The 13,775-nt window shown below is 55.5% G+C and carries 13 protein-coding genes; 12 read left to right on the top strand and 1 reads right to left on the bottom strand.

Going from position 1 to position 13,775, the window contains the following annotated elements:
• Window positions 1–199: 199 nt before the first annotated feature.
• Window positions 200–1,468 carry a carboxylate--amine ligase gene (locus AC0YNU_RS17920; protein WP_475759015.1) on the bottom strand — a complete coding sequence of 423 codons (1,269 nt, stop codon included), beginning with the start codon at window positions 1,466–1,468 and terminating at the stop codon, window positions 200–202.
• Between the two features lie 235 nt (window positions 1,469–1,703).
• Between AC0YNU_RS17920 and AC0YNU_RS17915 the strand changes: the two genes are divergently transcribed.
• The 12 genes from AC0YNU_RS17915 to AC0YNU_RS17860 all read left to right on the top strand — a co-directional run bounded on the left by AC0YNU_RS17915 (window position 1,704) and on the right by AC0YNU_RS17860 (window position 13,713).
• Window positions 1,704–2,030 (top strand): YbjQ family protein, encoded by a 327-nt coding sequence (locus tag AC0YNU_RS17915; protein ID WP_475759012.1) that lies wholly within the window; start codon window positions 1,704–1,706, stop codon window positions 2,028–2,030.
• The gene (locus AC0YNU_RS17910) at window positions 2,027–2,251 is read left to right on the top strand and encodes a hypothetical protein (protein WP_475759010.1); all 225 of its coding nucleotides are present in this window, start codon (window positions 2,027–2,029) and stop codon (window positions 2,249–2,251) included. Before AC0YNU_RS17915 ends, AC0YNU_RS17910 begins: the two co-directional genes overlap by 4 nt.
• A 149-nt stretch (window positions 2,252–2,400) precedes the next feature.
• Window positions 2,401–3,117, top strand: a complete 717-nt coding sequence (locus AC0YNU_RS17905) for a GDSL-type esterase/lipase family protein (RefSeq protein ID WP_475759008.1) — start codon at window positions 2,401–2,403, stop codon at window positions 3,115–3,117.
• A 153-nt stretch (window positions 3,118–3,270) separates the two neighbouring features.
• The gene (locus tag AC0YNU_RS17900) at window positions 3,271–4,302 is read left to right on the top strand and encodes a LacI family DNA-binding transcriptional regulator (protein WP_475759006.1); all 1,032 of its coding nucleotides are present in this window, start codon (window positions 3,271–3,273) and stop codon (window positions 4,300–4,302) included.
• Between the two features lie 279 nt (window positions 4,303–4,581).
• Window positions 4,582–5,388: an HAD family hydrolase gene (locus AC0YNU_RS17895; RefSeq protein ID WP_475759004.1), complete on the top strand. Its 807-nt coding sequence runs from the start codon at window positions 4,582–4,584 to the stop codon at window positions 5,386–5,388.
• Between the two features lie 121 nt (window positions 5,389–5,509).
• The gene (locus AC0YNU_RS17890) at window positions 5,510–7,492 is read left to right on the top strand and encodes a glycoside hydrolase family 127 protein (RefSeq protein WP_475759002.1); all 1,983 of its coding nucleotides are present in this window, start codon (window positions 5,510–5,512) and stop codon (window positions 7,490–7,492) included.
• A 225-nt stretch (window positions 7,493–7,717) separates the two neighbouring features.
• Window positions 7,718–8,557 (top strand): metallophosphoesterase family protein, encoded by an 840-nt coding sequence (locus AC0YNU_RS17885; protein WP_475759000.1) that lies wholly within the window; start codon window positions 7,718–7,720, stop codon window positions 8,555–8,557.
• A gap of 14 nt (window positions 8,558–8,571) precedes the next feature.
• Window positions 8,572–9,210, top strand: coding sequence for a glycerol-3-phosphate responsive antiterminator (locus AC0YNU_RS17880; RefSeq protein ID WP_475758998.1), 639 nt, complete (start codon window positions 8,572–8,574; stop codon window positions 9,208–9,210).
• 208 nt (window positions 9,211–9,418) lie between these two features.
• Window positions 9,419–10,798 (top strand): ABC transporter substrate-binding protein, encoded by a 1,380-nt coding sequence (locus AC0YNU_RS17875; protein WP_475758996.1) that lies wholly within the window; start codon window positions 9,419–9,421, stop codon window positions 10,796–10,798.
• Window positions 10,799–10,903: 105 nt separating this feature from the next.
• Complete coding sequence (locus AC0YNU_RS17870; RefSeq protein WP_475758994.1) at window positions 10,904–11,815, top strand: HAD family hydrolase; 912 nt, start codon at window positions 10,904–10,906, stop codon at window positions 11,813–11,815.
• Window positions 11,769–12,839: an ABC transporter ATP-binding protein gene (locus tag AC0YNU_RS17865; RefSeq protein WP_475758992.1), complete on the top strand. Its 1,071-nt coding sequence runs from the start codon at window positions 11,769–11,771 to the stop codon at window positions 12,837–12,839. Before AC0YNU_RS17870 ends, AC0YNU_RS17865 begins: the two co-directional genes overlap by 47 nt.
• Before the next feature lies 1 nt (window position 12,840).
• Window positions 12,841–13,713: a carbohydrate ABC transporter permease gene (locus AC0YNU_RS17860; protein ID WP_475758990.1), complete on the top strand. Its 873-nt coding sequence runs from the start codon at window positions 12,841–12,843 to the stop codon at window positions 13,711–13,713.
• The last annotated feature ends 62 nt before the right edge of the window (window positions 13,714–13,775 follow it).

The raw sequence follows: 13,775 nt of genomic DNA, 5'->3' as shown, positions 1-13,775 counted from the left end.
TTAAACTTTTCCGGGTTTTCAACCCGAATGGATTGCACCTCTCCGCAGTCCGTGCAGATTGTTAAGATCGCTGAGGAACCGCGGGCAAATATGGCATTCAATGGAAATACCGAGGCTTGTCCAGTCAGTTGACCGAAACCGAACGATGTTCCCCCGCATGCTTGACACGGTTTTATTTCTGACATAGGTTTAGCTCCTCTTAGCCGTCCAATCCATTCAGCTCCTCGAACGAGGCTTGTCCCTTATCGAAATAATAGCGCCGATAATTGTTGACGTGCCCGAAGAAATACCGCGAAATTTTGATGAGCCGTTTGACGTTCAGGTCCTTGCCGTAATAGAGCGAGCGGACGACTTTCTTCTGACCGTACAGCTGGTTGATCTCGGCCGACAAAGCCGGATCGGTGACGTAGCGTTTCAAAACCATTCGCGGCACATTCGTCCATAGTGCGGTAGCGTGGCCGTATACGCAGTCGGCGTTCTTGCCGTAAACGACTTGATCGATGAGCGCCGCGATCATGTTCAAGCCTGCTGCCCGAACGAACAAGCTGCTTCTGCCCAATCGCGGGTTGATTTCGAACATCATGTATTTGCCCGTTCTGCTGTCGAACTTCATGTCGATGTTGGAAAATCCGACGTAACCGATTTCCTCCAGGAACGCCTTAATCTTGTCATAAATGTCCATATCGGAGCGGCTAATGATGGCGGCGTAGTTGCCGAGCGTCTTCGGTGCGTACTCTTCGAGCACGGGCTGGCCGAGACACATCATTTTCACGTTGCCGCGATTATCGGAGTAGCTGTTGATGACGCGCATGGCGCTGTCGCCGCCGGGTATGAACTCTTGGATGATCAATTTGCCGTTATAGTCGGACGTATTCATGCTGCGGACCATCGCGATATAGTCTTCTCGTTTGTTAAAGAAGAACACTTTCTTCTTGCCCTCGAAGTGGCAATGCAGGTATTCGTAGGCGTTGCTGTTCTCGGGCTTCACGACGATCGGAAATTGAAAATCCATGCGTTCCAAGGCGCTTTCGCGCTCGTGCGGCTCGCAAACGACCGTTTTCGGATAGTCCAGCCCGTACCGTTCGCACAGTTCGTAGAACTTGTCCTTCGTATCGAGCGTTTCCAGCAGCGTAGCGGACAGGAAATGATTGTCGATCAATCCTTTGAATTTGCCGTAGTGGCGCGACAACATGCCGGCATAGTAATCCGAGCAAGGAATGACGATCAGCTTCTTGTTCGGGGAAGCGTGTTTCTCCAGGATGGACAACAACGCGCCGGGGAAGACGTCTTCTTGGTCGAAGCGGTCGATTTGGATGAGATCGAACAGGCTGCTATGCATCGTTGGAATCAACAGTCGCGTGCAGAGCAGAAGCGGCTTGATTCCGTAAGTTTCATGGATAATTCTGACGTTGCCATAGGCGTTCTCGTCGCTGCCGAGTATAATCGGTACAAAATCGTTAGGCTTCATTTGGTTCTCCTCATTCAATAAGTTCTTTGGATCTTTGCTCTTATTATAGCGTATTGTGGCTGGAGATGAGATGACAAACTGGCTACATAAAGTCTATGATTAACATCTGATCCTCATGGATAAATTAACCACATGACAATACAGACAAGGCAGTCATGGAAAGCTACAAGCACATCAAGGATTATCAACTGCCTCCAAACTGGGCGCATAGTAGAAAATAAGGGAGCGTATGCAGATGATCGTCGTTACGACCGAATCCATTCCGGGCTATACAGTCAAAGAAGTCAAAGGGCTGTGCTTCGGACTGATCGTTAGGAGCCGCGGGTTGGGCGCTGATATCAAAGCGGCATTCAAAGGGTTGGTGGGGGGCGAAATCAAGCAATTCACCTCGCTGCTCGAAGATCTCCGCAAAGAATCGATGGACCGCTTGGTACAAAACGCGCAGGCCATGGGTGCGAACGCCATCGTGATGGTCCGCTTCGATTCCGGGGAAATCGGCAAGTCGATGGGGGAAATCGTCGCCTACGGCACTGCCGTCGTGGTTGTAAAAGACAGCGAATGAAGTGGGTCTATGGCTACTATGGCGTTCAGGCCGTTATCATCTTGGTCATCATCATCATATCCGTGCTTTACTATGACAAACGCTACAAGAGAAGAAAGTCCGCTGTTATCCCCGAGGGGTTTATCCGCACGGAGGAAGTTAGCATTGATCCCGTTACGAGGGAAAAGCAGCGGGTTTACTACAACCCGGATACAGGTGAGCGAATCTATAATCGTGAATAAGCCCAATCGGTTCTGGCGCCATAGATGCGAACAGAGCCTTTTTATTTGGGGGGAATTTAATACTGGCCGTTCATTTGACAGTAGAGCTTGCTTGAACGCCACCAATGTTTAGAATAAAGGTAAAACATGTGGGAGAGGGAGCGAAACCAATGACATTATTGGATGATCACGAGCATTTGCCAGCAGCCAATGCCGCGGAGCAGGGAGGGCCGGCCGTTCTACCGGTGGAAGTGTATGACGAGAAGCTGGAGAAGGTAAGAAAATACAGCATTCTTAACAAGATGGCCCGGAAAGGGCAAACCGTGTTGGCCGGCTCATCGCTGATGGAATTTTTCCCGATACACGAGCTCCAACAGGCGATAGGCCGCAGCGACTGCATCTACAATCGCGGCATTGCCGGCTACGTGTCGGCGGAATTGCTAGCCTCCATGGAGGCCTGCATCTTCGAGCTGGAGCCCGCCAAGCTATTCATCAACATCGGCACCAACGATATTAGCGCCCCGGACTACGAGCTGGAGCGGCTGCTTGCGAACTACGACGAGATACTGAACCGCATTCGCAAGCGGCTTCCAGCCTGCCAGGTCTACGTGATGGCGTATTATCCCGTGAACGCGAAGGCGGAATTTCCTTACGTGCCCAGAGAATCGATGGAAGAGGTGTTTCGGAAGCGAACGAATGCGGCGGTCCAAGAGGCGAATCGAGCCATCGAGCAGCTGACGGAGAAGTACGGTTATGCGTTCATCGACGTGAACGAGGGACTGACGGATGCGGAAGGCAACTTGAAGAAGGAGTACGCCATCGATGGCATTCACATGTTCGCGAACGGATATGCTGTCGTGCTGAACAACTTGCAGAAGTACCTGTAATTTGGTTGTGCTGGCATCCTTGCGGATCCTGAAGTGCCGCGAACCACGCAATTGACGTTAAAATAAACGGAGTGCTATGCTCGCTATGCGTTTGTATAGCGGGCATGCTGGTGTATGTTTTCATAGACAATTCAGTCCTGAAGGAGATAGAGCATGGATGGCAAGAAGGTAACGCTCAGGGATGTGGCACTGAAGGCCGGGCTGTCGGTGAACACGGTTTCGCGGGCACTGAAGGATAAAGAGGACATCGCGGCGGCGACACGGAAGGTGATCAAAGAGCTGGCGAAAGAAATGGGTTACGTCGGGAACGCGCTTGCCGGCTCTCTCCGGTCGGGCCTTACGAAGACGATCGCGGTCATCGTCAGCGACGTGGCGAACCCGCATTTCGGCATTATGGTCAAGGATATCGAGAAGGCTGCACGCAAGCATCACTATACCATTTTCGTGATTAATACCGAGGACGATCACGAGCTGGAGGAGCTGGCGATCTACACTGCCATCGGCAAAAACGTGGACGGCATCATCATCTGCCCCTCCCAGCGCGGCGCGGATACGATTCGGATCTTGAAGAAAAACGGCGTTCCGTTCGTACTGATCGGCAGAAGGTTCGAAGACGAGCCGGAATTCGATTATGTGATCTGCGACGACGAGAAGGGCGGGTACTTGGCTGCCAAGCATCTGCTGGAGATTGGTCATGAGCGCGTGCTTTATCTGAATGGGCCTAACCGTATCTCGAGCGCCCGGGAACGGCTGGCGGGATACATGCGGGCTTATCGAGAAGCCGGATTGCCCATCCGCGAAGATCTGATTATCGAGGTCGAGCCGACGGCGGGAGAGACGCGAAAGGTCGTCAAGCAGTTGATCGAGCAGAAGGCTGATTTTACGGGCATTTTCGCATTCAACGACGTGATTGCCTGGGAAGCGGCCTACGTGCTGCAGAAATACGGCCATCGGGTCCCCGAGGACTATGCCATCATCGGGTTCGATAACATCCAGTCGCGGCTGTTCTTGCCGTTCCAATTGTCGTCCATCAGCAATTCCAAAGGCAAAATGTCCAAGCGAGCGGTTGATATCCTGCTGCACAAGATCAATCATCCGGGCGCCAAGGAAAGCTATCGCGATGTGATCGACACGGCACTGATTGTGAGGGACAGCACGAGGCAATCGAGCGGCGGGAATGGGTAGGGGAGCGAAGCGACCTGACTCTTCGAGTAAAGAAAGCGTATTCATTTGAACGAGGGGAATTGACCCCGAATGGCGTATTGACAGTCAAAATACGGGATGGTAACTTTACATTATCGTTAATGTTATCGTTACTCATGTGAAACTCAGTAGATTTGCAGCTTGTATCCTACTTACTTTATTACTCTATTTATCTATTACTTAATTACTCTACCTTGCTCGCCATGACGGCCGAATCGGCCCATACAGCGGCAAGAAGCGATGGAAAGGAGATCGTTCCGCATGGCGGTTCATGATCGATCACGAAGGAAACTATTTTTGTCGGATATTGACGGCACTTTAATGGACAGCCGGAAGCAAATCCAGGCTGAAGATATTCAAGCGATTCGGGAGGCGCATCGGCAAGGCGTCGTAATCGCGCTCGCTTCCGGCCGCATGCACGCGGAGATCAAGCAGGTCATGGATCTGCTCGAGGTGCCTTGCTACGCGATCTGCCAAAACGGCGCGGATCTCGTCGGCTTGGACGGCGAAGCCGTCCGGTCGTTTCGCTACGATCCGGACCTGGCGTTGTCCGTTCTGGCGTTTACGGACCAAGAGGGGCTCGTCCCCGTCGTCTGCGGTGCAGATGGCAATTACGTGGCGGAGCTGAATCCGCAGGCGGAGCAAGTAGGCAAGCGATTCTTGACGCCGCTGCGCGAACGCAAGCAGCTCGCGGCGGACATTGCAGGCGGAATGCCGATCACGAAATTTTCCGTGTACGGCGAGATTCCGGCGCTGCAATTCTTGCTTGAGGAGCTGCGGAAGCAATTCGGCAGCCGGATCACGGCTTCGTTCTCCGATCCGGACGGCGTCGATGTCATGCCGGGCCGCGTCGATAAAGGCTCGGCCGCGGAAGCGTTAATGGAGCTGCTTGGCATCGAGCGCGCGGATACGGCCTGCATCGGCGATTCGTTCAACGATCTGGCGATGTTTCGGGCATGCTCCCGCAGCATAGCGATGTCCCACGCACCGGAGGAAGTGCGCGGCGCCGCGGCGCATGAGGCCGACACGGTCGCAATCGCGCTACGCGAATGGCTAAACGAAGCGTAATTGTCCGAACAATGAATTTCAAGCATAATTTTCCTAAGAAAATGAATCCCCAAGCATCGTTATCATACGAGTGATACGGATAGCCATTCATTATTCACTATAGAGCAGAGAGGTGTTTTCCTTGTCCAGCCAAACGACGCATGCAACTATGCGGCCGACAACCTATAAGTACCAGACCATTCGCAATCTGCCCGTCCGCGCCGTAAGCATCGACGATTCCTTCTGGGGACCGAAATTGAAGGTGCTGCGCGACACGACCGTCCATGACGTGCTGAATAAATTCGAGCAAGACGGAACGCTGCGCAATTTCGACTTCGTGGCCGCAGGCGACGGGGGTTATCATAGCGGAGAGCCTTGGTTCGACGGGCTGCTCTACGAAACGATTCGCGGCATATCGGATATTCTGGCGGTCCATCCTAACGAAACGTTGGACCGCAGAGTCGACGACATCATTGCGAAAATCGCCGCGGCGCAGCAGGCCGTAGGCGATGGCTATATCAACACGTACACGCTGCTCGACCGGCCCAACCAGCGATGGGGCGACAACGGCGGTCTCTTGCGCTGGCAGCACGACGTGTATAACGCGGGCTGTCTGATCGAAGCCGCCGTGCACCATTACCGGGCCACGGGCAAGACGTCGCTGCTTGAGGTCGCGGTCAAGTTTGCCAATCATATGAGCGACTTAATGGGGCCGCCGCCCAAACGCAACATCGTCCCGGCGCATTCTTTGCCTGAAGAAGCGGTGCTCAAGCTGCACCAGCTGGCTCTCGACGAGCCCGCGCTCGGAGGGAAGCTGAACCTGCCGTTCGAAGCTTCCGATTACTTGGCTTTGGCTGCGTTCTGGATCCATAACCGGGGCAATCACGAAGGCAGAGTCTCCCATGACGGCGAATATGCCCAAGACCATAAGCCGGTGCTGGAGCAGGACGAAGCGGTCGGGCACGCGGTACGCGCGACGCTGCTCTACGCGGGTTTGACGTCGCTGTACCTGTCGACCGGCGAAGCCCCGTATTTGGAGATGGCCCAGAAGCTGTGGGATAATATCGCCTACCGCAAATCGCATATTACCGGCGGCGTCGGCGCTATTCATCATGACGAGAAGTTCGGAGGCGACTACGAGCTCCCGGACAACGGGTATTTGGAAACCTGCGCGGGCGTAGGCCTCGGCTTCTTCAGCTGGAACCTGTTTCTCGCGACCGGGGAGAGCCGTTACATCGATAAGCTGGAGACGATTCTGTACAATATCCTGCTCGCGGGAAGATCCATGAACGGGCATAAATACTTTTACGAGAACCCGCTCGTCAGCGACGGCGGCCACAATCGGTGGGAATGGCATACCTGTCCGTGCTGCCCGCCGATGATCATCAAGGTGCTGCCGGAACTGGCTTCTTATATTTACGCGCACGATGCGAATGGCGCTTATGTCAATTTATTCATCGCGAGCGAGAGCGCGTTCAGCGTCGGCGAGGTGCCGGTTCGCCTGAAACAGCAAACCCTGTATCCATGGGACGGAGCGGTGGCGATCTCGGTTATGCCGGAACGGGAGGCGCGGTTCGACGTTCGCGTGCGAATTCCCGAATGGTGCATGCGCTACGCCATTACCGTCAACGGTCAAACGGCAGCCTACGAAATGAATAAAGGTTATGCGGTGCTGAACCGGACATGGAGCAAGGATGACGTCATCCGACTGGATCTCGGTCTGTCCGTCGATCTGATCGGGACGCATCCGAACGTAGCCACCCACGACAACCGGGCGGCGATCAGACGAGGGCCTGTGCTGTACTGCCTGGAGTCCATGGATAACGAGCGTTACGACGACGGCGGTATCGTCAACTATGCGCGGGAGGCGTTGGATAAACAAGTGCGCTTGAATCGCAAGCTCCCTCGTTCGCCCGTATTCGAGACGCAGTACGATCCCGCCTTTTTCGACGGCGCCGTTATCATCCGAACGGAAGACGCCGGCGGCCGTCCGCTGGTGGCCATCCCTTATCCGTATTGGAATAATCGTTCGCGCGGGACGATGGATATATGGCTCGCGTACGACCATGCGGCGGGCAGGGAAGGATGGGACAACAAGCTGTATCGGAAACTAAATCAAGATTGAGGCAGAGCAAGCGCTGCTGGGCGTACAAGGAAGCCAGTCCGAGGTTCAAGGGGCTGGCTTTCTTGGCGCTCTACGCGGCATGAACCACCATTCTCCGCGTGACTTTTCCTCTTCCGGTTTTCATAGACCTTTACAAAATGTTCTTATCGGCTTAATGGACAAGCAATACTTGACCATTAGCATGGGAGGGAACGGTAAATTTGGTTTTCCAGGAGGAGAATAGTAATGAGATTGGTTCTGATGGGCGACTTGCATTATCACGAGATCGATGCTGCGATTCCGGGGCTGCCGGAGGCTAGAACTGCTTTCTACCACACCTTGCTGGATCATTTTCTGAATATCGACGCCGATTTGCATATATCGCTTGGGGACCTGACGAATTTTGGATCACCTTCGGAGCTGCGGGAGGTTGGCGCGCTGCTGCGGCGCGATGACCGGGCATTCATCCACGTGCTGGGCAATCATGACGTGTACTCGCAGACGCGCGAGCAGGTGCTCGCGATCACGGGGCAGCAGCGCTATCGCGCGATCGACACGGACGAGGCGATGCTGGTCTTCCTGGACACGGCCAGGGAGATGGATACCGCGGACTGGAGCGGCTGGATGGACGACGAGCAGCTGCAGTGGCTGGAGGCGCGGGTGGAGGAATCGGGCACGAAGCCGCTGCTCGTCTTCGGTCATCATCCCGTGTACCGGACGACGGCACGCTCGGAGATCGACAAAGGCTCCATCCATCCGAGCATCGACATGTGGCGCATTCTGAACCGGAAACAGGGGGCGGGCGTCTATTTCAACGGACATACCCATGTGAATTCGATCGTTGCCCAGAACAACTGGACCTTCGTGCAGCTCGCGGCTTGTTTGGATCAGCCCGGGTTCCGGATCGTGGAGCTGGAAGGCGAGGAACTCCGAATCTCCGCGGTGGACATGATGGACGAGGACATGATGGCGCATGCGGCCACGATGCACCGGCATATCTCGCATTTTCACCCGACTCCGAACGCGCGCGGACAAGAGGCGGACCGTCGGTCCGAGATTTCCGTCGCGGCGGCGCAGCCCCAATAATGGAGGCGAAAGGAATGAGGAACGCCGCGAACGCCGCGAACCATGCCGCCTTCTTGAAAGGCCTCGCCGCACATCGAATGATCGCTTCCATCAAAGACCCGAGGCATATCGAGATCGCCCTGTCGCTGCGCAGTCAATTGAGCGGAATCTTCCTGTTAACCGGACATATCGGCGTGGTGAAAGGCTATGTGGACGTATTCAAAGAGCATCACTTCCCCGTCTTCCTGCATCTGGAGAAAATAGGGGGCCTCAGCACGGACAATTACGGACTGGACTATCTGGCGAAGGCGATCAAGCCGACCGGCATTATTTCGACGAAAACCAACGTGATCAAAACCGCCAAAAAAATGGGGCTGGTCACCATTCAGCGCTTCTTCCTCGTCGACAGCGAAGGCTTGGACAACATCGCCAAGAGCCTCTGCCAAAGCGAGCCGGACGTCATCGAAGTCATGCCTGCCCGCATCCCCGACATGATCGGCAAGGTGAAGGCGTTCACCTCGCTGCCGATCATCACCGGCGGCTTGCTGTACGAGCAGGGTCATGTCGAGGAGTGTCTCCGGAACGGCGCGGCGGCGATTTCGACGTCCAAGCCCGAGCTGTGGCGCGGCGCGGGACCTGCTTCGGATCAGAAGAAGGACCGGCGGATTATTTGAATGAAAATCCACATAATCTTTGCAAACCGCTAACACGGCGTTAACGAACCTCCTGTATCATTTGATATGAAAAGTAAATAGCGATCGGTTGGAGTAGTGGAGAAACCTTATCCGCGCGAGGACATGCAAGCTGTCCTCGGCAGGATTAAGGTTTCTTTTTTTGCGCCCCCGTTCGTATCTCAGAGAAGAAAAGGTGGAGGATGGGACAATGGTTAAGAAGCTTACTGCAGTGACGCTAGCGGTGCTGATGACAGGGGTACTCTCGGCTTGCGGAGCGGGAGAAGAGAAAACGAACGACACGAGCGCAGGCGCGAATGCCGGCGCCAACGCAGGTACGAACAAGGGAGCGGACAACGCCGCAGCCGGAGCCGACGCGGAGCCGGCAAAAGACGACGCATCCAAGAAGATCGTCATTAAATACTGGTACGCGTTCGGAGACAAGATCGAAGAAGCGAAGAAGCACATGGTTCAGACCTTCAACGAGTCGCAGGACAAAATCGAAGTCGTGGCCGAGTTCCAAGGCAACTATGAAGATCTTCACGCCAAAGTCCAAGCCGCTTTCGCGGCAGGGGACGCGCCGGCGGTCACCGATCTCGAGATCTCGTCCACCGGCGTATTCGCGCATTCCGGCATGCTGGAAGAGTTGACGACTTATGCGGAGCGAGACAAGGATCAGCTGCAGCTGGACGACTTCAATCCGGGCTTAATGGGCAATGCCTACGTGGACGACAAGCTGTACGGCCTGCCGTTCATGCGCAGCACCCCGATCCTTTACAAGAACGTCACGATGCTCAAGGATGCCGGACTCGACCCGGCCGGTCCGAAGACATGGGACGAGCTGGAGCAATATTCCCGCGTCCTGAAGAAGAAAGGCAAGATGGGCATGACCGTACCGGCCGATATCTGGTATTACGAAGGCCTAGTGGCCCAAAGCGGCGGCAAAATGCTGAGCGACGACGGCAAATCGGCGGCGTTCAATTCGCCTGAAGGCGTGAAGCCGGTCGAATTCTGGAAGAAGCTGTCCAGCGAAGGGCTGATCAAGATCCCGATGGGCGACGAAGCGGGACCGACCGCGGATAAGGATTGGGCTAACCAGCTGTCGGCCTTCAAGTTCGGTTCGACGGCCGGCGTAACCGGCAGCATGGAGATCGCGAAGGGCAACGGCTTCGAGATGGACACGGCGTTCATGCCTGCCAATGTCAGCTACGGCGTGCCGACCGGCGGCTGTCAGCTTGTCATGACCTCGAAAAGCAGCGACGAGGAGAAACAAGCGGCGTGGGAATTCCTCAAATGGATGACGTCGAAGGAAAACACCATTTATCAGCACAAGCATGTCGGTTACCTGCCGACCCGCATGTCGGCCGTCGAGAGCGACGAGCTGAAGGCGCATTTTGCCGAATTCCCGCAGTTCAAGGTCGCCGTGGACCAATTGGAATACGCCAGACCGCGCCCGATGGAGAACGCGTATCCGGAAGTGGCGAAGATTCTGAAGGAAGCGATCGATAAGGCGATTCTCGATCCGAAGACGACCCCGAAGGAAGCGCTCGATCAAGCCGCGGAGAAAGCCAACAAGCTGCTTGCCAAATAACGGCTGTCCGTTCGCCGAGTCCCAGTAATTGACTAGCCAAGGGGAAAGCTTTCGCTTCGCGGAAGCCTTCCCCGTTCCATTCTAAGAGCGGAGAGGTTGCAGCTTATGTACAACGAGACGTGGTTGTCTGCGATTAAAGTGGTCGTATTCGATATGGACGGAACGCTCTACCAGGATGACACCTATCTGGAGCGATATATCCGTTACCTGTTGGAAGGAACGGAGCACGAAGGAGAGACCGAGGCGGCCATGCGCTTAGGCAGAGCGATTCTGGCTGACCGGCATGCGATCCGATTCGGCCATTTTTACCACACGAGGAACGATGTGGGCCTGGTGCGGGAGGGAGAACGTTTCGTCCGGAGCATGACTTGGGACGGGATGGCGAGAGACGAACCGGCGCAAGCCTATGAATCTCTCTCCGCGCATGAGCCTCATCTGATCTATATTGGCGACCCATGGGGAATCGCGGCGGCGCTCAGCCATAGATTCAAGCTTTCCGAGCAGCAATTGAGATCGGCCTTCGAACGCGTCCGCGAAGAGATGCTTCTCCCGCCTTATCGCTTCGCATGTCACGACGACTTGTTCCGTGCCATTGAAGAGCTCACCGCCGTCGAGAAGAAAAGCCTCATGACCAACACCCACCTCGAGTCCGGCGTCGCGTTCGTGGGCTACATGGGGATCGGCCATTTGTTCGGGGATAAGGCGTACGGCGCGAATAAGCCCGCGGGCCTTCAGTCGTATATCGCGTCCCTGCTGGAGCAAGGCTACCTCCCTCATGAGATTCTGTCGATCGGGGACAACCCGTGGAACGATCTGCACCCGGTCAAGAAGCTGGGCGGACGGACCTGTTTCATTTCCCCATACCCGAGCAGCGATCCGGAGGTCTGGGACTTGCGGCTTCACCGTTTGGAAGAGTTGGCGCAGCTGATGCGCGCGATTCAGACATCCATTATAAGGAGGAATACAGCGGATGGCGAAGATCGAGTTGAAGCAGATAAGCAAGAAATTCAAGGATGAGACCATCATCGAGAATTTGAACCTGACCATCAAGGACGGCTCGTTCACCGTGCTCGTCGGACCGTCGGGCTGCGGCAAATCCACGACGCTGCGCATGGTCGCGGGGCTTGAGAAGCAAAGCGGCGGCGAAATCTGGATCGACGACAAATGCGTGAACGATACGCCGCCAGGGCTGCGGGACGTAGCGATGGTTTTCCAGAATTATGCCCTGTATCCGAATATGACCGTTCGCGGCAATATCGAATTCGGCCTCAAGAACATGGGCATCGCGAAGCAGGAGCGCGAGAAGCTGATCATGGACATTTGCGAAATTGTCGGCTTGGCGCCGCATCTGAACAAGAAGCCCCAGAACTTGTCCGGCGGGCAGCGTCAGCGGGTGGCGCTCGCCAGGGCGATGGTGAAGCAGCCGAAGGTCTTCATTCTCGACGAGCCGCTGTCCAATCTGGATGCCAAGCTGCGCAACCAGATGAGAACCGAGCTGATTCAGCTGCACAAGCGTCTTGGAACCACGTTCGTCTACGTGACGCATGATCAGGTGGAGGCCATGTCGATGGGCGACGAGATCGTCGTCATGAACAAGGGCGTCATCCAGCAGGCGGATACGCCGATGAAGCTTTATCACGATCCGGCCAACCAGTTTACCGCGGAGTTCATCGGAACGCCGGCCATGAACATGATGGATATGCGGGATATGCAGGGGCTGGAGATCCAGTCGGCGGCGTTCGCGGGCTATGTCGGGTTTCGTCCGGAGCAGGCGCTGATCGGCGCGGGCGCGGATATCGAAGGGTACGAGATGGAAGGCGAGATTCTGACCCGCGAGAGCCTGGGAGCGGAAAATATTTATCAGATCCAGTCGCGAACCGGCGTGTTCTTCGTCAAGGCCTTCCTCGCGCCTCTGGAGACGACGCGGCACGTGAAGGTGACGATTCCGTACGACCGGCTTTACTATTTCGGACTGAACGGGGAAAGGCTGCGCGGCGTCGAGGCAAGCTCGAAACATCCTGCGGCGGCTGGAGGAAGATAAGATGAGCGTATGGGAAAAGCTCCGTCCGTACAGCATGGTCGCTCCGGCCATTATCGTGTTCTCCCTGTTCTTCATTTATCCGATCTTCTACATGATGTACTTGAGCCTGTTCGACTGGAATTTCGTCAGCCCGGACAAGACGTACGTCGGCTTCCAGAACTTCAAGGACCTGCTGACCGATCCGGATTTCCGGCAGGTGCTCTCCAATACGACGATCTACACGCTCCTCACGGTGACGTTGACGACCGTGCTCGCGCTGCTGCTCGCGCTGTGGCTGAATCGCAAAAGCGTCTTCCATGGCTTCGTGCAAGGCGCGATCTTCAGCCCGCATATCATCTCGCTCGTGTCCATTTCGCTGTTATGGAGCTGGTTGATGGACCCTGAATACGGACTGCTGAACTGGGTAATCGGGCTCGTCGGATTCGGCAAGCTGGCGTGGCTGTCCCATCCGAGCACGTCGCTCGTCTCGCTCGTCATCGTGGCCGTATGGAAGGGACTCGGTTACAACGCGTTGGTGTTCATCGCGGGACTGCAGAGCATTCCGCCGGATATCTACGAAGCGGCGACGCTGGATCGTTCCAAGCCGTGGGCGACGTTCCTGAAGCTGACCCTGCCCATGCTGTCGCCTTCGATTTTCTTCCTGGTGATCATCAACATGATCGGTTCGTTCCAGGTATTCGAGACCATCGCGATCATGACCCAGGGCGGTCCGATCAATTCGACGAACACGTTGGTCTATTACATCTACGAGAACGGATTCCGGTTCTTCAAGATCGGGTATGCCTCCGCGGCAGGCGTCATCCTGTTGTTCATCGTCGGGGTACTTACGATCATTTACTTCAAACTGTTGTCGAAGCGCGTTCATTACCGTTAAGAGGAGGTGAAGCTCTTGAAAACCGCAGACGATATGATCGGCGGATCCCCCATCGGGACTGC

The organism is Paenibacillus sp. J31P316 (genome assembly GCF_056269105.1).
Note: the sequence above shows the minus strand (reverse complement) of the source record. Positions and strands in the feature narration are given on the sequence as shown.